Below are 20,156 nucleotides of genomic sequence, written 5' to 3'. Positions count from 1 at the left end.
GGACCAACATCGCGCGGTATGCAGGATTCGTCAAGGGGAACCGGGGCGTGTGGGGGGGCTTGAGCTTGCGACCCCTCAGTCCGCTTCGCGGCCAGCTCTGCAAGCAGCTCAGACGAGTCCCCTCAAGGGGAGCCCTGGAAGCGCAGGGAACTGGAGGAACATTCCCCACGACAGCCTCCCTTTTAAGGGGACTTGTAAAGCTGCGCAGCAGAGGTGCCCCGCAGGGGCGGAGGGGTCCCACGCCACCTCCCCCTCACCTCCCCCTGCTAGACTTCTCCACCTATGGCCCGCCCAGCCTGAGGACCGGCGGCGGGCAGCGGCGCGACCTCTCCTGACGCCGGAGACGTTGCGACACCGAAAGGAGCGTCCATATGCATAAAGTCGCCATTGTGGGCCGACCCAACGTCGGCAAATCCAGCCTGTTCAACCGCCTGATCGGGCGGCGCGAAGCCGTCGTCGCGGACTTTCCCGGCGTGACCCGGGACGCCAAGGAAGGGCTGATGCTCTATCACAACCACCGCATCACCCTGATCGACACGGGCGGGCTGTGGAGCGGGGACGAGTGGGAACAGGCCATCCGCGAGAAGGCCGAGTGGGCGATGGAGGGGGCGCAGGCCGTGATCTTCGTGCTCGATCCGCGCGAGGGCCTCTCGGCGGCCGACTACGAGGTCGCCGACTGGCTGCGGCGGCTGGGCAAGCCCGTCATCGTGGTCGCCAACAAGATCGACAGCCCCAAGCACGAGGTCTACATGGCCGAACTGTGGGGCCTGGGCTTCGGGGACCCGGTCGCCATCAGCGCGGAGCACGCCCGTGGCCTCGACGAGCTGCTCGACCGGGTGATGACCCACCTCCCCGCCGACGACGAGGACGTGCCGGAAATCGCGCCCATCCGCATCTCGCTGATCGGGCGGCCCAACGTGGGCAAGTCCAGCCTGCTGAACGCGATTACCCACAGCGAGCGGGCCATCGTCGCCGACCAGCCGGGCACCACCCGCGACTCGCTGGACGTGGAATGGGACTACGGCGGGCAGCGCTTCGTGCTGGTGGACACGGCGGGCATCCGCAAGAAGCCCGACACCGCCATCGAGGACTACGCGATTCAGCGCTCGCAGGCCGCCATCGAACGCAGCGACCTGATCTGGCTGGTCGTGAACGCGACCGACATGGGCGACCACGAACTCAAGCTCGCCAACCTCGCCTACGACAGCGGCAAGCCCGTGATCGTGGTGGTGAACAAGTGGGACCTCGTGCCCGACGAGGACCTCAAGAGCACCGAGAAGGACCTCAAGCAAAAGCTCTTCCACATCACCTACGCGCCGCGCGTGTACACCTCGGCGATCAACGACTACGGCATTCACGACATGCTCGCGGAGGCCATGAAGCTGCACGAAAAGTGGCAGAGCCGCATCCCCACGGCCGAACTCAACCGCTGGCTGGAGGTCTGGCAGATGCGCCAGAGCGTGCCGAACTTCGGCGGCAAGAAGCTGAAGATGTACTTCATGACCCAGGTGGAAACCGCGCCGCCGACCTTCGCCATCTTCTGCAACCGCGCCGACTTCGTGACCCGCGCCTACGAGGGCTTCTTGCAAAACCGTATCCGCGAGGACCTGGGGCTCGCCGGAATCCCGGTGCGCCTGAAGTGGAACGAAAAGGGGCCGTACAAGCGCGGCAAGAAGGGCGAGGAGGCCGAGGCGTGAGCGTCAGGGCCGGGGAGTAGACCTCTGGCCCTCGGCTTTTAGCGGTCCGGCGTCTCCTCGCCCTCCTCCATCGCCCGCCAGTCCTCCCAGGCCAGGGCGGGCAGCAGGGCGAAACTGCCGACAAAGAGCGAGGCGACGGCGGCGGGCACCCGGACCGCCGTCTTCCCGTTCAGCACGAGGTACAGCGCCCCCAGGGTGCTCAGCACGCCGATATCCATGAACATCACGCGGGCGAAGGGGCTGCGGCGCAGGGTTTCGCGGGTTCCCAGGTCACCGGGACGGCCGCGCCCCAGCACGGCGCTCAGCACCAGCAGGGCGAAGAGGGCGGCATAGAGCTTGAGGCGTTCGGGGCCGGGGGCGCGGTACTTCTCCAGGGCGAGCGGCAGAGGGGCAGAAGGGGGCGTCATGCCCTAGGGTAGTCCCAGGAAGCTCACATGTGCCGGAAGGGACCGCCCCTGTACGCTGGGCCCATGACCCTCTTGATGCGCTTGCTGCTCGGCGGTCTCCTCGTCTTCAGCCTCGCCGCGTGTGCGCCGGGCGGCGGTGACGACGAGGACGACTCCAGCGGCACCAGCGTCTCCCAGCAGGATGACGACGGAGACGACGAAAACGACGACGACTGACCCTGCTCCCCTGACGCCCCCCGGCCCTCCCGCTGGGGGGCGTTGTTCTTAAGGCCAGCTTCATCACACCTCATACACAGCTGGGCCTCTACACTTCCGGGCATTCCACAACCCGGCGATTTCAACCCCGCCTTCCCCCGGAGGATCCATGACGCGTACCCCCCTGTTCGGCCTGCTCACCCTCGGCATCCTGCTCGCCTCCTGCGGGAGTACCCCCACGGCGACCGCGCCCACTCCTGAAGCCTCGGCCCCCCAGACCCCGGCCCCGGTGACGGCGCGGGAGTACGTGCCCGGCGAGGTGATCGTGCAGCTCGCGGGCGGACTGGGAGCGCAGGGCCTGGGGGCGCTGGAGGCCCGGCTGGGAGTGCAGTCGCTCGAGCAGCTCGCGGTGGTGGACGGCGCGGCGCTGCTGCGGACCCGCGTGACCGATGGCCAGAGCGTGGAGGGCAAGGTCGCGCAGCTTCAGACCAGCGGCGCGGTGCGCTTCGCGGAGCCAAACTGGATCTACCAGCACCAGGCGACGGCCACCGACGCGCAGTTCACGAACGGCACCCTGTGGGGCATGTACGGCGACGCGAGCACGCCCGCGAACGGGTACGGCTCGCAGGCCGCCGAAGCCTGGGCGCGTGGCAGCGTGGGCAGCGACAGCGTGTACGTGGGCATCATCGACGAGGGCTACCAGTTCGACCACCCCGACCTGCGCGGCAACGTGTGGCTCAACCCCTTCGACCCGGTGGACGGCCGCGACAACGACGGCAACGGGTACATCGACGACACGCGCGGCTGGGACTTCGCGGGCGGCGACAACAGCGTCTACGACGGCGGCACGCGCGGCAGCCTGGATGCCCACGGCACCCACGTCGCGGGCACCATCGGCGGCACCGCCAACGACGGCGGCGTGGTGGGCGTGAACCACAACGTCACCATGATCAGCGGCAAGTTCCTGGGGCGGCGGGGCGGCACCACCGCCGACTCCATCAAGGCGGTGGACTACTTCACCGACCTCAAGACCCGGCACGGCCTGAACATCGTGGCAACCAACAACTCCTGGGGCGGCGGCGGCTACAGCCAGGCGCTGTACGAGGCCATCGTGCGCGGGGCCAAGGCCAACATCCTCTTTATCGCGGCGGCGGGCAACTCCGGCACCGACAACGACGCGGCGGCCTCCTACCCCAGCAACTACGACACCACCAAGGACGCCGGATACGACGCGGTGATCGCGGTGGCCGCCATCGACAAGGCCGGGGCGCTGGCTTCCTTCAGCCAGTACGGCCGCACGCAGGTGGACCTCGGGGCTCCCGGCGTGGCGATCAGCAGCAGCGTGCCCTACAACAAGTACGCGAGCTACAACGGCACGAGCATGGCGACCCCGCACGTCACGGGCGGCGCGGCCCTATACGCCAGCACCCACCCCGGCGCGACGGCCAAGCAGATCCGGGACGCCCTGCTGGGCAGCGTGGTCGCCACCCCCAGCCTGAACGGGAAGACCGTCACGGGCGGGCGGCTGAACGTCAGCGGGTTCTGAGCAACAGTCCAGAGACAGAGGGGGCGGGCCTGCGGGTGCCGTCCCCTTTCGCCTGGGTTACAGACGCCCCCCACGTGGACCCGGCACACTGACCCATGTCCAAGGTCAAGGTTCATGCGGCGCTCGCCCTGGGTGCCGCCCTGCTCGCCGCCTCTGCCTGCGCCCAGACGACCCAGGTTCGCTTCACGCCGTACGCGAGCGGCTTGCGGCAGGTCACCACCATCACCCACGGGGGCGACGGGTCGGGGCGGCTGTACGTCACCCTTCAGGGCGGACAGGTGCGGGTCATCCGGGGTGGGCAGGTGCAGGCGCAACCCTTTCTCGACGTGAGCGGGCTGACCCGCGCGGGCGGCGAGCGGGGGCTGCTGGGGCTGGCCTTCGACCCCCGCTACAAGCAAAACCGCCGCTTTTACGTCCACTACACCGACCGCAACGGGGACACGGTGCTGGCCCGCTATACGGCGACCGCCGACTTCAGCCGGGGCGACCCGCAGAGTGCCCGGACCCTCTTCACCGCCGAGCAGCCCTACGCCAACCACAACGGCGGGCAGCTCGCCTTCGGGCCAGACGGCTTTCTGTACCTGGGGCTGGGCGACGGCGGCTCGGGCGGCGATCCCCAGAACAACGGCCAGAAGCTGAGCACGCCGCTGGGCAAGATTCTGCGCTTCGACGTGAGCGGCGACGCGGCCCGGCCCGCTGCCGGAAACCCGTTCCTGAACCGCAGCGGGGCCAATGGGTACATCTGGGCGTATGGACTGCGCAATCCCTGGCGCTTCTCCTTCGACCGGCAGGGCGGCGACCTGATCATCGCGGACGTGGGGCAGAACGCGCTGGAGGAACTCAACCGCCAGCCGGGCAACAGCAAGGGCGGCGAGAACTACGGTTGGAAGGTCCGCGAGGGCAACCGCTGCTTCGAGCCGTCCACGGGCTGCCGCACCTCCGGGCTGGTGGACCCCGTGCTGGTCTACGGCCGCACCGAGGGCCAGAGCATCACCGGCGGCTACGTCTACCGGGGAAGCGCCATTCCCGCGCTCAGGGGCCAGTACGTCTTCGGGGACTTCGGCAGCGGCACCGTGTGGGCAGCCCGGACCACGGGGAACCGCTGGACGAAAACCACGCTGGGGCGCGTGGACAATCCCTCCACCTTCGGGGAGGACGAGGCGGGCGAGCTGTACGTGGCCGAGTACGGCAACGGGCGCATCCTGAAGATGAGCCGCTGAGCCGGAGTCAGCCCCCCACCTCCTCCACCCGGTAGCGCACGGTGCGTCGGCCCAGGTCCACCGTGACCTCGTCCCCCACCCGGCGGCCTATCAGCGCACGGCCCACCGGACTCTCGCGGCTGACGCGGGGGCGCTCGCCCGGCACCGCCGAGGCCTCGGGCGGGCTGACGAGTTGGAGGGTGAGGCGGCGGCCCGAGTCGAGGTCCAGCAGCGTGACCACCGAGCCGAGGCGAATGCCGTCTTCCTCCCCCGCTCCCGGTTCGATGACCACCGCCCGCGCGATCAGGTCTTCCAGTTCGTCCACGCGGGTCTGCGCCGCCAGCAGCCGCCCCTGCGCCTCGGGCAGCCCCTGGTTTTCCTGATCGTTGGCTTCCATCTGCTCGCGCACGACGCGGCGGGCTTCGTCCAGCCGCTCAGTTTCCTGGGCCAATTGCCGCCGCAACCGGGCGAGGCCCTCGGGAGTCAGTTCCACGGGTTCGGTCATGGGGGCATGGTGCCCCGGCGTCCCTCCAGACCGCGTGAATCCCGGCTTCATCCTGCCGCGCCTCACCCCCGCCAGAATCTCGCCCATGCGTGCCCAACGTTCTGCCCTCGTCCTCGCCAGCGCCCTGCTCGTGGCCGGTCCCGCGCAGCAGGCGCAGGCCACCGCCTTCGAGAAGGCCAAGTTCGTCTTCCACCTCGGCGCGGCCTACTACGCCTTCAACACCTGGGTCTGGCGGCCCTACCGCGAGTACAGGTTCCAGACGGGTGCCCCCGGCCAGCGGGCCAACATCGTCAAGGCGGGCGTGGCCCTGGCCTTCGCCGCCTATCAGGTCAACACGGCCATTGGGATGACCCGCAACACGCAGGACCCCTTCCTGCGGCGCATCGGCTCGCTGCTGCCCGGCTTTAACAAGTCGCTGACCGCCGTGGGCAACGACCTGAAACGGGGCCGCTTCAATGAGGCGGGGATTCAGGGGCTCAACCGTCAGGTGAACACCCTGCTGAACACCGCCGAGCGCCAGGGACAGCCGATCCGCCCGGTGGCGGTGCCGATTCCGGGGCTGTAAGCCAGCAACCAAGAGGAGAGGCGGACCATCGCGTGCCCGCCTCTCCTCTTGCATGGGTTCAGTTCACCCGCACTTGCTGTACCCGCACGCCTGGCACTTCAGGCAGCCTTCTTCGCGGATCACGGCCTTTTCCTCGCACACCGGGCAGCGCTCGCGGCCCAGGCCCTCCACGCTGACGCCACTGGGAGCCGCAGGCGCGGCGGCGGGCGCGTCCACGCTGCCCCCGGCGAGGGGCGGCAGGCTGGCGGCGTCCATGTCCCCCGCGAAGGTGTCGAGCGCGACAGCGATCAGGTCGGCCTTGGACCCCACGAGGCGGCCGTTGTAGGAGCCGTACAGCCCGCCGTTGATGCCCCGCAGCGTCTTGATGATGGCCTGCGCGGGCACGCCGTGTTGCAGGGCGATGGAGACGACGCGGCCCAGCGCCTCACTGTCGGCGTTCGCCTCGTCGCCCGCGCGGCCCGAGATCACCATGACCTCCACGGGCTTGCCGTTGAGGTGGTTGACCGTGACGAGGAAGGAGCGGCGGTGCCCGCTGGTGGGATCGGTGAGTTTGACCATGTCGGTGATCCCGCTCAGACGGGTGGGGCGCTCGTAGACGGGGGCTGGAGCGGAAGCCGCCGGGCGCGGAGTTGGGGCGGGGGCGGGCGCAGCGGGCGCGGGAGCGGCTTCGGGCTGAGCGGCGACCGGGGCGGGCTGGGGGCTCTCCCCCATCACCTCGGCCACGGCTTCGGCGGCCACGGTGTCCTCCGCCTTCTTCTCCTTCTTCTTGGAGGTGGACAGCACCTGGAACTGCCGCGAGCCGTCGCGGTACACGGTGATGCCCTTGCAGCCCGTCCGGTACGCCTCGGCGTAGGCTTCCTGCACATCCTGCACGGTGGCGCTGTTGGACAAGTTGATCGTCTTGGAGAGGCTGTTCGCCGCGTGCTGCCCCCCCTCGTCAAAGGCCCGCTGCACGGTGCCCTGCATCCGCACGTGGTCCACCGGGCTGATGTCGTGGGCGCACACGAAAACCTGTTGCAGCGCTTCGGGGATAAAGGCCAGCCCCACCACCGAACCGTGGTTCTCGGACACGGCCTCGGTCACGCGGTCCCAGTTCCAGCCACCCTGACCGTCGTCCATGTTGGCGGCGGGCGGGTACTGGTTCAGCAGCTCCATGAAGAGGGGGTGCAGCAGCGCCCGGTACTCGCTGCCGATCTTGCGCCAGATGAAGGGTGAGAAGACGGGCTCGATGCCGCTGGACACGCCCATCAGCATGGAGGTCGTGCCGGTGGGCGCCACGGTCAGCACCGCCACGTTGCGCCGCGCCGCGTGGGGAATCTTGCGGGGGCTGCGGGTGTAGACGGCGTAGTGGCCACGCTCCTTGCCCAGCCGCTCGCTCTCGGCGACGGCTTCCTCGCGCAGGGCGGTCATGATGTCGTGGATGGCCTGCCGCCCGGCCTCCGAGTCGTAACGCAGCCCCAGCTTGATCAGCGCGTCCGCGAGGCCCATCACGCCCAGGCCCAGGCGCCGCAGGTCCTGCGAGGCCACCCGGTTGTCCTCCAGCGCAAAGACGTTCACGTCCAGCACGTCGTCGAGGAAGCGCACGCAGGTCCGCACGTCGGCCCGGAAGCCCGCGTAGTCGAAGGCGCTGCCCTTCACGTAGGCGGCGAGGTTGATCGCGCCGAGGTCACAGGGCTCGCCGACGGTGAGGGGAATCTCGCCGCAATTTCCACTAACAATCCCATTGGCAAGCATAAAACGATGGTGGGGCTGGACAGTGCAGCAGTAGACTTTCTCAGCAGTCCCCGTGTCTTCAATAGCCGTGATTGTAAAGTCCTCTTGAAGCGTTAGATCAGCGCCCCTTGAGAAGCGGGTAGGGCGTCCCAGAAGCCTATCGCCAACTTTTAAGTTTCTGGCCTCAATCTTAGTCTGATCATCCAAGAAAAAAGTATGATAGGGAGTTGCAGACACACTCTCGCCATTAGCTAGAACAATGTTTAGTACCGGCTGGTTCTCACCTGTTACCCTGAACTCAGTCTCATACCATTGGGTTGTCAGAGGGTCGAAAACTTCTACCGTCTGCCCAACCAGCTCCTCCACAGGCGTCTGAAGTTCAAACCCCATACGGACCCCATGAGGCAGCTTAGCTTCCCCACCGTCAGGAGTAACAAGCTTTTCACTCATCACTTGATGGAAGATCATCGTTCCCGGAGCTAAGCACGGATTCGTGCTCCTGATCTCGTACCGCTTGCCCAGGTTCTTCAGCGCGGAGTGCTCATTGACCCGGTCCACGAAGATCAGGCCCGGTTCGCCCGTGCTCCAGGCGTGCTCGGCGATCTGGTCCCACAGCCACTTCGCGGGCACGCCGGGGCGCTTGTCGGCGGGGTTGTAGCGGCCCTGGGGGGCGGTGCGGTAGAGGGGCACCCCCCGCGCCCCGTCCTCGGCGCGGTCGGGCAGCGCGGGCAGGCGGCCGTCGTACAGGCCGTCTTGCGGCGCGAGGTAGTACTTGCCGGGCACCTCCTGCACGTCCACGTGCCACAGGGAATCCCGCTCCAGCGCCTGCCAGAACTTCTCGCTGACCAGGATCGAGATGTTGAAGGTGGAGATGTCCCCCTCCGCGGCCTCGCGGTCGAGGTCCTTGGCGGTCAGGAAATCCAGCACGTCGGGGTGCTCGATGGCGATGGTCGCCATGCCCGCGCCGCGTCTCGTTCCGCCCTGACGGACCACCCGCAGCACGGGCGCGTACACGAAGCGCAGGGTATTCACCGGCCCGCTCGTCTCGCCGCCCCGGTTGGCCCACTCCAGAAAGTTGTCGAAGATCTCCAGCAGGAACGACACCGGGCCGGAGCTGGTGCCGCCCGATCCCTTGATCGGGGCCCCCTCCGGGCGCATGGGCGAGAGGTCGATGCGCGGCTCGACGCCCACCCGCGCGGTCTCCGCGACCGCCCGCGCCGCGTCGATGATGCCGCCCATGTCGTCCGCGACGGCCTGCACGCCCTCCGGCAGCGCCCGCACGATCTGCACCCCGTTCTGCCGCGCCAGCGCCACGAGGTCGGTGGGGACCGCCTCGCCGTACACCACCCGCGTCCAGTTGCGCACCGCGACCGGGGCCTTGTCGCCGTCGGGCTGGGTGGGCGGACGCATCAGTCCCTCCACGAAGTCGGTCACGTCGGGGTGGGTGGCCGCCATGTACACCCAGCCGCGCACGCCCGCGTCGGGGCGGCTCTGCGCCGAGCGCGGCGCATACACGTCGAGGTTCACCCCGTTGCCGCCGCCCACCTTGGTCACCAGCGCGAGCTTGCGGGCCACCTCCATCACCCCGCCGAAGCTCTCGGGAGCGTGCTCGGTGGCCCCCTGCACGAAGCAGTTCAAGACGTTCCCATGCTGCGTCCCCGCGCCCGCCAGCACGCGCCCGCCGGGGCAGAACTTCTTCTCGGCCATCAGGTCGTAGTACCGCTGCGCCCAGTGTTCCCGCGCCTCCCCGGCCTCCGCGCCCGCCACCCAGGCCGCGATGCGGCGGAACATCCCCGCGATATCGCCGTCGCCGGGCTGGAGGTACTGCCGCCGGGCGATGTGCTGGGCGTTGTCGTCGAAGTGGCGCAGGGCAGGGTCGGGCGTGGTGGTCATGGGGACTCCTTGGGGCGAGGCGGCAACAAAAAACCCTCACCACCCGGCGGGGGCGGTGCGGAAACGGACGGGTGGGACCCGCGCTGGGGGGTTCCTCTACGGCGACTGACTCTACCATTCGCCCCCGCCTCATACAACGGCTTGTACTTCCACCCCCGATGGGGTACAAGATACGGCCCCCGACCGGGCAGGGTCAGGGGCCGCGCCGGGAGGGGAAGGTCAGCCCGTCCGCACCAGGAATCGCCCGCACGACGGGCACTTCACCGGGGGGAGCTTGCCCTGCGCGGCCTTCTGCTGCACGTTGACCGGGAGCATCACGTTGCAGCCGCTGCAGCGGCCCCCGCTGATCTCGACGATGCCCAGGCCCTTTTTGGCCTTGCGAATCAGGTCGTATTCCTTGACCGTGCGCGAGTCGAGGCCGCCCACGAGCCCGGCGCGTTCCTGGCGGGCACCCTCTCCCTGATCGCGCAGGGCCTGGACGCGGGCCTCGTCCTCCTTTTCCAGGGCTTCGAGCTGGGGGCGCAGGGCGCGGTGCTCGCCGCGCAGGCCGCTCGCCTTCTCGGTCAGCTCGCGCTGGCGCCCCCGCAGGGGCACGAGGTCCTCTTCCATCTCCTCGGCGCGTTCGGAGAGCATCTGGATGCGGCTGCCGAACTGGGACTGGGCGCGGGCGTCGAAGGCGTTTTTCTCCTGCTCCTCGCGGGCGCGGGCCACCCCGTCGCGGGTCCCGGCGAGGTCCTGCTCCAGGGCGCGAATCTGCTTCTCGACGCCCTCCAGGGTGATCTCGGTGTCCTCGAGGGCGTTGTTCAGGCGCTCCTGCTCTGCCCGCGCCTGGCGCAGGGCGTCCGGAATGCTGGCCTCCTCGCCCTGCAGGCGGCCAAGGTCCAGGTCGAGTGCCTGCACGCGCAGCAGGCTTTGCAAGGTTCCGGTGTCACTCATCACGGTCAGTCTACCCCCGCCTGGGCTGCCCGCGCCGCCGGGTGCCCCTGACGGCGTGCCGGACGGTACAGGCCCAGGTAGATCGCCAGCACGCTGGAGGCGTACATCAGCAGCGTCCACGCGAACAGCAGGTTAAAGGCCAGCCCGAACGGCAGCGCCCCGCGCACCACCCCGCTCAGGATGCTGCTCGCCGCCCAGCCCAGGTCCCAGGCGATCAGGTTGACCGCCGAGTACATCGGGCGGTCCTCGTCGGGCAGGGCCGTCATCGCGTAGGCCGAGTAGACGGGTCCGGCGGCGTTCATCAGTGCTCCACGCGTGAACAGGGCGAGCGCCACCATCCACAGCTGCGGCGCGAAGCCCAGCACCGCCAGAAAGGGCAGGCTGGCCGCCTGCACCACCAGCACCGCCGTGAGCTGCCCCAGCCGCCGCACCAGGAGGGGTTGCAGCAGCACGGTGGCGGCGGTCGCCAGGCTGGTCCACGCGAACAGGGTGCCCAGGCTGGCGTAGTCCACCCGGAACTTGCCCTCGATATAGACGTTCAGAAAGGGGATGGTCGCTCCCGCCCCCAGCCCGACCAGCACGTTGGGCGTGACCAGCCGGGCCATGGTCAGCTTGTCGCGGATGGCAAAGGAGCGGCCCTCCGTGGCCTTTTTGCCGCTGGGCCGCAGAAACAGCACCGGAAAGAGCCCCGCGAGCTGAAAGCCCGCCGACACCAGCAGCGCCGCCCGCAGCGCCCCCAACCCGTCGGGTTCGGTGGCGGTGGCCGCCGCGTAGACCTCCGGCACCCGTCCCCCGAAGAGGTTTCCCAGGAAGCCCGCCCCGGTCATCAGGGCACTCTGGACGCTAAAGAGGGTCACGCGCGATTTCTCGTCGCTGTTGTTCGCCATGAAGGGCGACCCGGCGACCATCAGCATCGCGCCGCCCGCGCCCTGCACCAGCGCCCCCGCGATGGCTCCCAGCGGTCCGCCCGCCGTGGCGAGAATGAGAGCCCCCGCCACGCTGAACACGCTGCCCAGCTGAATCGTCCGGGCATTGGAAATGCGCCGCGCCAGTGCCACCGCCGGGAGGCTGAGCGCCGCCAGGGTCAGCGCGGGCAGGGCGTTGACCAGCCCCTGCCACTCGGTCCCCAGCCCCAGCGCCCGCAGGTAGAAGTTCAGGAACAGGGCCGCGAACGCCTGCGCCAGACCGAAGGTGAAGGCGGCGGTGAGGTACAGCCAGACCTGACGCGAGAACTTCCAGGTCATTCGTGCATCCCGGCTTGCTCCACGCCCACCTTCGGGCAAAACCCCTTCATCGCGCACGCCGGGCACTGCGGACGGCGGGCCAGGCAGACGCGCCGCCCATGCAGGATCAGGGCGTGGTGCAGAAAGACCCAGCGCTCACGCGGAAAGAGCCGCCCCAGGTCGGCCTCCACCCGGTCCGGGTTGGTCTGGACGCTGAGCCCCAGCCGCCGGGCGAGGCGGCCCACGTGGGTGTCCACCGCGATGGCCGGGTACCCGTAGGCGTTGCTCAGGACCACGTTGGCCGTCTTGCGGCCCGCGCCGGGCAGGGCGACGACTGCGCCGAAGTCGTTGGGCACCTCGCCCCCGTGCCGCTCGACGAGCAGGCGGGCGAGGGCGGCGAGATTCCTGGCTTTATTCCGGTACAGGCCGATGGAGCGGATATACGGCTCGATCTCCTCCGGGGTGGCCTGAGCGAGGGCGAAGGCATCCGGGTAGCAGGCGAACAGGGCCGGGGTCGCGGCGTTCACGCTCACGTCGGTCGCCTGCGCCGAGAGCACGGTGGCGACGAGCAGTTCGAAGGGAGTGTGGAAGGTCAGCTCGGTGCGGGCGTCCGGATACAGGACTTCCAGCGCCGCGAGCACCAGGGAAGCGCGGGCCGGGGCACCCTCCGGCGGTGGGGGGGCCGGGGCAGGGACGGGAGTCATACGGGACTGCTCTGGTTCCCGGACCTCCGGAACACCACCGGATGTCCGTCCATCGCCGCCCCCCCCTCCCCGCTTTCCCCCGCTCTGCCCGGGTTCGTCTGCGACTCACCAGAAGTCTGTCTCACGCGGGGAAGCCTACACCCGCCCCCTGGGAGCCGTCTGGGGCCGGCGGACACGTTCGGCGGCAACCTTTGCCAGGGCGAGCGCGTACCCGGGGCCATGAGAACCCTCTCGCTGATTCTGGGCATCCTGGCCGCCCTGGGGCTGCTGCTGGGCCTGCTGCCCCTCTTCGGCTGGCTCAACTGGTTGGTGGTGCTTCCCCCCGCCCTGCTGGGCCTGATTCTGGGCGTGCTGGCCCGCGACCGGGGCGCGACCACCCTCAACGTGGTCGTGATCGCGCTGGCGGCCCTGCGGCTGATGCTGGGCGGCGGCGTGTTGTAGCGTCCCCCGACCCTTGCGGGCCTGCGCGGGCCTCTGCTATCCTGCTCGGGCTCACGTGCCCGGCGGCGCGGAGAAGCACGGGTCTTTAGCTCAGTTGGTAGAGCGGCGGTCTCCAAAACCGTAGGTCGTGGGTTCAAGTCCTACAAGGCCCGCCACAGAAAACCCCCTCCCAGTGAGGGGGATTTGCTTTGGGCACGCCCCGGAGCGGCAATGTGAGCGGCAGTGTGCCCCCGGTGACCTCCCCGGTCCGCCCCACGTGCTCTGCTGTGCCCATGCGTTCACTGTGCATGGGTTCAAGGTGCAACGGCGCCCTGCTGGGAGCCCTGCTGCTGGCCTCCTCCGCGCTGGCGAGTGTGGAGACGCACCTCGCGGCCGTCCTCGAGTTCGGCCCGCGCGTGACCGGCAGCGAGGCCAATGCCCAGGCCCGCGCCTACCTGGAGGGCCAGTTCCGGTCGCTGGGCTACGAGGTCCGGCGCGAGACCTTCACCTACCCCCGCTTCGACGACCTCGGTTCGGGGGTGGAGCTGGGCGGGCGCACGCTGGCGGGCCTCGCGCTTCAGGGGTCGGTGGGCGGGGAGGTCACGGCCCCGGTCGCCCGCGTCCCCGGCGTGGGTACCCCCGAGGAGTTCCGGGCGGCGAACGTGCGGGGCCGCGTCGCGGTGGTGGACCGGGGCACCCTCCCCTTCGCGCAAAAGGCCCGCAACGCGCTGGCGGCGGGGGCGCTGGGGCTGATCGTGGTGAACAACCAGCCCGGCGACNCGTCGCGGTGGTGGACCGGGGCACCCTCCCCTTCGCGCAAAAGGCCCGCAACGCGCTGGCGGCGGGGGCGCTGGGGCTGATCGTGGTGAACAACCAGCCCGGCGACGTGCGCGGCACCCTGGGGGAGCGGGTCGCCCTGCCCGTGCTGACGGTCACGCGCGAGGCGGGCGCGGGCCTGCGGGCGGGCGAGCGGGCCACCCTGCGCGTCCGGGTGCGCGAGGGGGACGTGACGGGCGTGAACGTGGTGGCGTTGCGGTCGGGGGTCACCCGGCCGGACTTTCTCTTTGGCGGGCACCTCGACTCGGTGCCGGGGGCGCCGGGCGCGAACGACAACCTCTCGGGCACCCTGGCGGTGCTGGACCTCGCGGGGCGGGTGGCGGCCACCCCACTGGCGGGCCGCAGCGTCTTCGTCCTCTTTGACGGGGAGGAAGACGGGCTGCACGGCTCGCGGACCTACGTCAAGACCAATCCAGAGATCGTGCGGGGCCTGCGGGCCATGTTCAATTTCGACATGGTGGGCGTCAACGTCACCCCCCTGACCGTGAGCGGCGAGGCGGGGCTGGTGAGGGCCGTGCCGCGGTCAACGGGTGCCGTGGCCCGCGTGGGCGACTCGGGCGGCAGCGACCATGTGCCCTTCGCGGGGGCGGGCGTACCCACCCTCTTTTTCCACCGGGGCCTGGACGCCAACTACCACCAGCCGGGCGACGTGGTGGCCGACTCGGCGCTGATCCGGCAGACGGTGGACGTGGCCCTGGGGACGCTGGAAGCCCTGCCTGCCTCGCGGCCGTGAGCGGGAGTGTTAGAGCCTCCGACGCGGGAAAATCCCTCCACCCAACCCGCTGGAGCCGGGGGCGGAGGGGCTCCCTCTGGCAGCTTCCCTAGCGCCCGCTCGCCGAGGTCGCGTCCAGCAACCACGTCTGGAACTCGGGCAGCGCCCGGTCCCAGGGCAGGGCCACGATCTCGGGCACCTCGTAGGGGTGCATGGCGCGGATGCGGGCCTCGAGTTCGGGATAGCGTTCGCCCGTCGTCTTGATCAGCAGCAGGGTCTCGCGGTCCTCGGCGACCTCGCCCTCCCAGCGGTAGACACTCTGCACGCCCGGCAGCACGTTGACGCAGCCCGCCAGCCGCTCGGACACCAGGGTCCGGGCCAGCTCGGGCGCCCGCTCCGGCGGCAGGGTGACCAGCACGACAAGTGACATAGTGGCCGCAGCATACGCTCCCCGTGCCTGGCCCGGCCTTGGGCCTTTCTTATCTGGACTGCGGTTGAGTCGTCTACAAGGTGACTCCCTCCGGGCGGAGCCGGAAGGAGCGAAACGGACTCCGGGCGTGGAGTTGCCCAACGGATGCTGCCCCGACCTGTTCACGAGGCAGACCGAACCCGTGTTGCAACGCTGCCGCTAGAGCATTTGCCATAAGAATTGCGGTGGGTTTCCGCATTCGTTGGCCGAGCGGACTTGCAAAGCTGCGCAGCAGAGCGAGCGAATTGAAGACGAGCATTGGGCATTCGGGGAGGCACCTGGGGCGCCCGTCCCCGGGGGCCGTCATTCTGTCCAATGCTCTAGGGCAGGCGAAGCGTGTTGCAGACCTCGCCGGGTACGTCGGGGGCGTTTCCGGCGACCACGAGTTCCTCGGTCTCGCCGACGAAACCCTGGCAGCGGGCCAGCACCTCCAGGTAAGCCGGGTCCAGGGCAGCGGCCTCGGCGTCGCGCAGCACCCGCACGTCGCGCTCCAGGGCACGAATACGCTGGCGGGTCTCCTGCGTCTCGGCGCTCCAGGTCGCGGTGCGGTAGATCAGGTTGCCCAGCTGAAAGGACAATTGCACGATGCCCAGCGCCGCGAGCAGGCTGGCAAAGACCAGGGCGAGGGGCAGCCGCTGCAGCTGACGCCACCGGGACCGCCAGCCCCGCCGTTCGCGGGGGGGGAGCGGTTCCGGAACAGACATGGTTCAGAAGATAGCGTCGGGCACGCAGGAGGCAAGCGGGGGGGGGCGCCCGCGCTCACGGCCAGATGCTCTAATGCGCCCATGAGCGGCGCAAGCACCGATACCACTCCCCGTCCGCGCTCCCCGGCCTCCTGGGAGGAGCTGGCGTCCCTGGCCTGGGCAGGCGCACACCGGGCAGGCATCCAGATGCGCTACGGCGACATTGACGCGATGGGGCACCTGAACAACGCCGTGTACGTGCAGTACCTCGAAACCTCGCGGGTGCTGCTCATGCGCGACCTCGGCGTGCCCGACCGCGAGGACCGCTCGGTGATCGCCCGGCTGGAACTCGACTACCGCCAGGAGGTGCGCTGGGGCCAGGAGGTCACCGTGGAGTCCCTGGTGGAGCGGGTCGGCGCCAGCAGCTGGACGGTCGTGTCGCGCCTGCTCGCCGACGGCCAGCCCTGCGCCTACGCCCGCACGGTGCAGGTCCGGGTCGGGGACGGCCTGCGCCCCGAGCCGCTGCCTGAGGCCCTGCGCGAGCGCCTCGGCAGCCTGCTCGCCCGATGAGCCGCCCCCACTACGAGGACCGGGTGCGCTACCAGGGCGACCTCTGGGTGCGCCTCGACACCCTGCCCCGGCTGCTCGCGGAAGGCTGGCGCCGGACCCTGGCCGAGGGCGGCGTGGTCACCGTGATCCGCACCCCCTTTCAGTGGGCGATGGCGAGCCCGGTGATCGAGATCGAGACCGGCGGCTACATGGGCGACGTGGGGCTCTATGTTCCCGAGGTCCAGCTTGAGGAGGCCCTCGCCCTGTTGCGGGCGGAGGACTGACCCGGACTCCGGTGGCACAGGGGTCGTCGCTGTCCACTTCCCACTCTCTGCTCTGTCTGCTCTGCCTTACCCCCACTGCCGGAAGCGTTCCCGCCCTTTCCCGTCCCCCACAGGAGGACCTCCCCTTGACCACTTCCGACTCTCCCCTCTCCCCTCCCTCCATCGGCGTGGACGTCGGCGGCACCAAGATCGCCACGGGCGTGCTGATCGGCGACGAGCTGCATGGCCGCCACATCCAGCCCACCCCGGAAACCGGCTGGGAAGCCGTGCTGGACGCCGTGGCCGCGCAGGTGCGGCTCTTGCAAGCGCAGTACCCGCAGGCCACCCGCGTCGGGGTGGGCGTGCCCGGTCCCCTCGCCGAGGGCCGCACCCGCGTGAAGTTCGCGCCCAACATCTACGGCTTTACCGACGTGCCGCTGGTACAGGGGCTCCATGACCGTCTGGGGCTGCGGGTGGTGCTGGAAAACGACGCCAAGGCCGCCGCACTCGCCGAGGCGCACCTCGGGGCGGCGCGGGGCACGGGCAGCAGCGTCTACGTGACGGTCAGCACCGGCATCGGCTCGGGCATCGTGCTGGGGGGCCGGGTGTGGCGCGGGCACCACGGGATCGCCGGGGAACTCGGGCACGTCACCGTGATGCCCGGCGGCCCGGTGAGCGGCGCGGGGCTCGACGGGGCGCTGGAGGCCGTCGCCAGCGGCACCGCCATCGCCCGCGACGCGAGCTACGCCCTGAACCGCGAGGTGAGTACCGCCGAGGCCTTCGCGCTGGCGGGAAGCGGCCACCCGGCGGCGAGCCGGGTCGTCTCGCAGGCGCTGCGGCACATCGGGGTCGCGCTGGCCGACATCCAGAAGTTCCTCGACCCGGAAGTGTTTGTGATCGGAGGCGGGGTGGCGAAGGCGGGCGACCCCTTCTTCGCGGGGCTTCAGGCCGCCGCCGACGAGTACGCCGGACCGTTCGCGCCCGTCACCCTGCGCCGCGCCCAGCTGGGGACCGACGCGGGCGTGATCGGCGCGGCCCTCGCGGCGCGGCTGGAGGGAGGATGAGCGGCACGTCGCGGCGCGAGGTCGCCCTGATCGCCCACGACCGTCAGAAGCTCGAACTCGCCCTGTTCGCCCTCTCGCACCGCGACGTGCTGGGCCGCTTTCCCCTTCTCGCCACCGGCACGACCGGGGGCATCCTGGCGAGCAAGACCGGGCTGGCGGTCGAGCGGGTGCTGTCCGGCCCGCAGGGCGGCGACCAGCAGATCGGTGCCCGCATCGCGGAGGAGCGCGTGCTGGCCGTCTTCTTCTTCCGCGATCCCCTGACCGCCCAGCCCCACGAGCCCGACGTGTCTGCCCTGCTGCGGCTGTGTGACGTCCATGACGTGCCGCTGGCGACCAATCCGGCGACGGCGGAAGCGCTGGTGTTGTGGCTGGCCCAGCGGGACGCGTAGCCCGCCAGTCAGAGAACAAGGGAAGGTGGGCGACGTTCTGCATATCGCCCACCTTCCCTCGCTGAGCCCAGGGCTCAGATCACGAACTCGCCCGCCCGCATCACCGGCTCGCGGTTGCCGTCTTTCGTGAGGCCGTCCACGTCCATCTCGCCCGAACCGATCATCCAGTCGACGTGCGTCAGGGAGTCATTGCCGCCCCTGGCCGCGAACTCCTCGGTGGTCATCTCCACGCCGCCCCGCACGTTGAAGCGGTAGGCGCTGCCGATGGCGATGTGCGAGGCCGCGTTCTCGTCGTAGAGGGTGTTGTAAAAGAACAGCCCCGAACGGCTGATCGGGCTGGAATGCGGCACCAGCGCGACCTCGCCGAGGCGGTGACTGCCCTCGTCGGTCTCGATCATCTGGCGCAGGGTGTCCTGCCCGCTGGTGGCCGTCGCGTCCACGACCCGCCCGCCCTCGAAGCGGATGCGGATACCGTCGATCAGCACGCCGTTGTACGAGAGCGGCTTGGTGCTGACGACCACGCCGTCCACCCGCTCGCGGTGGGGGGCCGTCCAGACTTCCTCGGTGGGGATGTTGGCGGTGAAGGTGATCCCCGAAGGCGTCTGCGCGCTGCCGCCGCCCCAGACGTGGTCCTCGGCCAGCCCCACAGTGAGGTCGGTCTCGCCGCCCCGGAAGTGCAGGGCGTGGTACTGCCGCCCCGTGAGCAGCTCGCGGCGGCGCTGGAGGTCCGCGAGGTGGGCTTCCCACTGCTCCAGCGCGTCGGGCTGGTCGGCGCGGGTGGCGGCGAAGATCGCGTCCCACTGCTGTTGCACCGCTTCCTCGCGGGGGACGCCGGGGAACATCAGCCCCGCCCACTCGGGGACCGGCGCGGAGATCAGGTTCCAGTTCAGGCGGTTGGTCATGACCTGCAGGGAATAGGGCTTGCGGTAGGCCGCCAGCGTGCGCTGGTGCGTGGTCACGCGGGTGGGGTCCACGTTCGCCAGCAGGCCGGGATTGGTCGCGCGAATGGCGATCACCGCGCCGCCCGCCTCGGCGGTTTCCAGCTCGGCGTCCACCCGCCACTTGCTGATCTGCTCGAAGCTGCCCTCCGGCGCGTGCGAGAAGCGGACGAGCTGCACGTCGTCGTCGTCCCAGCGCACGTCGGCAAAGCTCGCGCCCGCCGCGTAAGCCTCGCGCACCAGCAGGCGGGCCAGCGGCGCCGTGTCGACCGGGGCCTGCACCAGCACCCGCTGGCCCTCCCGCACACCCAACCCGACCCGCACCGCCAGCCGCGCGTAGTTGCGCAGCTTGTCCTCGAAACTCAGAGTGGTCACGCCGCCCAGGATAGCGCCCGCCCCTGCCCGCTTGACGAGCCCCGGCACGGCGTCTATAGTTCTGTGGCTGGCCGTCGAGGCGTAGCGCAGCCTGGTAGCGCACTACCTTGGGGTGGTAGGGGTCGTGAGTTCAAATCTCGCCGCCTCGACCAGCACAGACTCCCTCCCAGAGGGAGTTTTTCGTTTGTCCCGTCCGGTCTGGTCCCTCACTCCCGGTGGTGCGGCGACGCTCCCCCCGGGGAGAGAAAGGTGGGCCGTACAGTGGGCTGCACTTGCCGTTCCCTCAGCTCGCCCACTGCCCCGCCGACCTAGGCAGGAGAACCAGTGCTGTTACGGCTGACACGCGCCCTCCTCGCCTTCTTGCAGGTCAGCGGGCCTGGAGCATTTGACAGAATGACGGCCCCCGGGGAAGGGCGCCCCAGGTGCCTCCCCGAATGCCCAATACTCTTCTTCAAGTCGCTCGCTCTGCTGCGCAGCTTTGCAAGTCCGCTCGTCCAACGCATGCGGAAACCCACCGCATTCTTATGGCAAATGCTCTAGACTGATCCTGATCGCACCTGCCGGGGCTGGTCACGTCGTCGCCGCCTGCCCGCCAGCGACGCAGTTCCTGTGGACGCCGAGTGATCACTTTGAGGCCCGCCCCGCCCCGGACGCGGGGGTTGTCCGCTGAACTGATCGAGGCACTGGACGTATGAGTGCCCAGGCCCATCCCTCTGCGCTTTCGGACATCTGCCGCTCCCGCGTTGACAGGTGCGCCCTCAATGATGGAACTCGCCGCTACGCCTGCCTCCCTGCCTCCGGGTGCTGCTCGCTGGAGGCCCATTGCAAGAAGGCTCTTCCTGGATTCCGGGGAGCTGAGGGGTAGCGGGGGTAA

Annotated in this window: 21 protein-coding genes and 2 tRNA genes; 14 read left to right on the top strand and 9 right to left on the bottom strand. The window is 69.7% G+C overall.

The genetic code is table 11. The features are described 5' to 3' along the window. Positions 1–371: 371 nt before the first annotated feature. Complete coding sequence (der, locus tag QOL99_RS03255; RefSeq protein WP_285521274.1) at positions 372–1,697, top strand: ribosome biogenesis GTPase Der; 1,326 nt, start codon at positions 372–374, stop codon at positions 1,695–1,697. A gap of 38 nt (positions 1,698–1,735) precedes the next feature. On the opposite strand, the gene QOL99_RS03250 is transcribed toward der, so the two are convergent. Then, the gene (locus QOL99_RS03250) at positions 1,736–2,104 is read right to left on the bottom strand and encodes a hypothetical protein (protein WP_285521273.1); all 369 of its coding nucleotides are present in this window, start codon (positions 2,102–2,104) and stop codon (positions 1,736–1,738) included. A gap of 63 nt (positions 2,105–2,167) precedes the next feature. On the opposite strand from QOL99_RS03250, the gene QOL99_RS03245 reads away from it, so the two are divergent. The 3 genes from QOL99_RS03245 (at position 2,168) to QOL99_RS03235 (ending at position 5,065) form a co-directional block, all read left to right on the top strand. Continuing rightward, a complete protein-coding gene (locus QOL99_RS03245) occupies positions 2,168–2,320 on the top strand; it encodes a hypothetical protein (RefSeq protein WP_285521272.1) in 153 nt (50 codons plus the stop codon). A gap of 148 nt (positions 2,321–2,468) precedes the next feature. Then, complete coding sequence (locus tag QOL99_RS03240) at positions 2,469–3,845, top strand: S8 family peptidase (protein WP_285521270.1); 1,377 nt, start codon at positions 2,469–2,471, stop codon at positions 3,843–3,845. A 95-nt stretch (positions 3,846–3,940) separates the two neighbouring features. After that, entirely contained in the window at positions 3,941–5,065 is a 1,125-nt protein-coding gene (locus QOL99_RS03235) for a PQQ-dependent sugar dehydrogenase (protein WP_285521268.1), read from the top strand. Between the two features lie 7 nt (positions 5,066–5,072). Here the strand turns inward: QOL99_RS03235 and QOL99_RS03230 are convergent, their stop codons facing one another. Then, positions 5,073–5,549, bottom strand: coding sequence for a GreA/GreB family elongation factor (locus tag QOL99_RS03230; RefSeq protein WP_285521266.1), 477 nt, complete (start codon positions 5,547–5,549; stop codon positions 5,073–5,075). 85 nt (positions 5,550–5,634) lie between these two features. Between QOL99_RS03230 and QOL99_RS03225 the strand changes: the two genes are divergently transcribed. After that, positions 5,635–6,114 carry a hypothetical protein gene (locus QOL99_RS03225; RefSeq protein ID WP_285521264.1) on the top strand — a complete coding sequence of 160 codons (480 nt, stop codon included), beginning with the start codon at positions 5,635–5,637 and terminating at the stop codon, positions 6,112–6,114. A gap of 63 nt (positions 6,115–6,177) precedes the next feature. Here the strand turns inward: QOL99_RS03225 and QOL99_RS03220 are convergent, their stop codons facing one another. The 4 genes from QOL99_RS03220 to nth all read right to left on the bottom strand — a co-directional run bounded on the left by QOL99_RS03220 (position 6,178) and on the right by nth (position 12,583). After that, positions 6,178–9,720, bottom strand: coding sequence for a TSCPD domain-containing protein (locus QOL99_RS03220; RefSeq protein WP_285521262.1), 3,543 nt, complete (start codon positions 9,718–9,720; stop codon positions 6,178–6,180). 219 nt (positions 9,721–9,939) lie between these two features. Continuing rightward, positions 9,940–10,656 (bottom strand): zinc ribbon domain-containing protein, encoded by a 717-nt coding sequence (locus tag QOL99_RS03215; RefSeq protein ID WP_285521261.1) that lies wholly within the window; start codon positions 10,654–10,656, stop codon positions 9,940–9,942. 5 nt (positions 10,657–10,661) lie between these two features. Next, on the bottom strand, positions 10,662–11,900 hold the full coding sequence (locus QOL99_RS03210; protein WP_285521260.1) for an MFS transporter: 1,239 nt from the start codon (positions 11,898–11,900) through the stop codon (positions 10,662–10,664). Next, complete coding sequence (gene nth, locus QOL99_RS03205; protein WP_285521258.1) at positions 11,897–12,583, bottom strand: endonuclease III; 687 nt, start codon at positions 12,581–12,583, stop codon at positions 11,897–11,899. Before nth ends, QOL99_RS03210 begins: the two co-directional genes overlap by 4 nt. Before the next feature lie 219 nt (positions 12,584–12,802). Between nth and QOL99_RS03200 the strand changes: the two genes are divergently transcribed. From QOL99_RS03200 to QOL99_RS03185, 4 genes are all read left to right on the top strand, one after another. Continuing rightward, complete coding sequence (locus QOL99_RS03200; RefSeq protein ID WP_285521256.1) at positions 12,803–13,024, top strand: hypothetical protein; 222 nt, start codon at positions 12,803–12,805, stop codon at positions 13,022–13,024. 79 nt (positions 13,025–13,103) lie between these two features. Continuing rightward, a tRNA-Trp gene (locus QOL99_RS03195) sits at positions 13,104–13,179 on the top strand. Positions 13,180–13,296: 117 nt separating this feature from the next. Further along, positions 13,297–13,863, top strand: a complete 567-nt coding sequence (locus QOL99_RS03190; RefSeq protein ID WP_285521254.1) for a PA domain-containing protein — start codon at positions 13,297–13,299, stop codon at positions 13,861–13,863. Then, positions 13,794–14,573 carry a M28 family metallopeptidase gene (locus QOL99_RS03185; protein ID WP_285521252.1) on the top strand — a complete coding sequence of 260 codons (780 nt, stop codon included), beginning with the start codon at positions 13,794–13,796 and terminating at the stop codon, positions 14,571–14,573. Before QOL99_RS03190 ends, QOL99_RS03185 begins: the two co-directional genes overlap by 70 nt. 88 nt (positions 14,574–14,661) lie before the next feature. On the opposite strand, the gene cutA is transcribed toward QOL99_RS03185, so the two are convergent. Then, entirely contained in the window at positions 14,662–14,982 is a 321-nt protein-coding gene (gene cutA, locus QOL99_RS03180; RefSeq protein WP_285521250.1) for a divalent-cation tolerance protein CutA, read from the bottom strand. Between the two features lie 359 nt (positions 14,983–15,341). Beyond that, positions 15,342–15,725, bottom strand: a complete 384-nt coding sequence (locus QOL99_RS03175) for a cell division protein FtsB (RefSeq protein WP_285521248.1) — start codon at positions 15,723–15,725, stop codon at positions 15,342–15,344. 81 nt (positions 15,726–15,806) lie between these two features. On the opposite strand from QOL99_RS03175, the gene QOL99_RS03170 reads away from it, so the two are divergent. The 4 genes from QOL99_RS03170 (at position 15,807) to QOL99_RS03155 (ending at position 17,969) form a co-directional block, all read left to right on the top strand. Then, positions 15,807–16,274, top strand: a complete 468-nt coding sequence (locus tag QOL99_RS03170; RefSeq protein WP_285521246.1) for an acyl-CoA thioesterase — start codon at positions 15,807–15,809, stop codon at positions 16,272–16,274. After that, positions 16,271–16,537 carry a hypothetical protein gene (locus QOL99_RS03165; protein WP_285521245.1) on the top strand — a complete coding sequence of 89 codons (267 nt, stop codon included), beginning with the start codon at positions 16,271–16,273 and terminating at the stop codon, positions 16,535–16,537. The genes QOL99_RS03170 and QOL99_RS03165 overlap by 4 nt, the downstream gene beginning before the upstream one ends. Before the next feature lie 125 nt (positions 16,538–16,662). After that, positions 16,663–17,580 carry an ROK family protein gene (locus tag QOL99_RS03160; protein ID WP_285521243.1) on the top strand — a complete coding sequence of 306 codons (918 nt, stop codon included), beginning with the start codon at positions 16,663–16,665 and terminating at the stop codon, positions 17,578–17,580. Further along, positions 17,577–17,969 (top strand): methylglyoxal synthase, encoded by a 393-nt coding sequence (locus QOL99_RS03155; protein WP_285521242.1) that lies wholly within the window; start codon positions 17,577–17,579, stop codon positions 17,967–17,969. The genes QOL99_RS03160 and QOL99_RS03155 overlap by 4 nt, the downstream gene beginning before the upstream one ends. 74 nt (positions 17,970–18,043) lie before the next feature. Here QOL99_RS03155 and QOL99_RS03150 read toward each other — a convergent pair whose 3' ends face one another. Beyond that, positions 18,044–19,294, bottom strand: coding sequence for an aminopeptidase (locus QOL99_RS03150; RefSeq protein WP_285521309.1), 1,251 nt, complete (start codon positions 19,292–19,294; stop codon positions 18,044–18,046). Between the two features lie 63 nt (positions 19,295–19,357). Between QOL99_RS03150 and QOL99_RS03145 the strand changes: the two genes are divergently transcribed. Continuing rightward, a tRNA-Pro gene (locus QOL99_RS03145) sits at positions 19,358–19,434 on the top strand. Positions 19,435–20,156: the final 722 nt, after the last annotated feature.

Origin of the sequence: Deinococcus rhizophilus (genome assembly GCF_030271215.1) — a bacterium.
Classification (GTDB): domain Bacteria; phylum Deinococcota; class Deinococci; order Deinococcales; family Deinococcaceae; genus Deinococcus; species Deinococcus rhizophilus.
The sequence above is the reverse complement of the archived record's forward strand: the minus strand, read 5'-3'. Positions and strand labels throughout refer to the sequence as shown.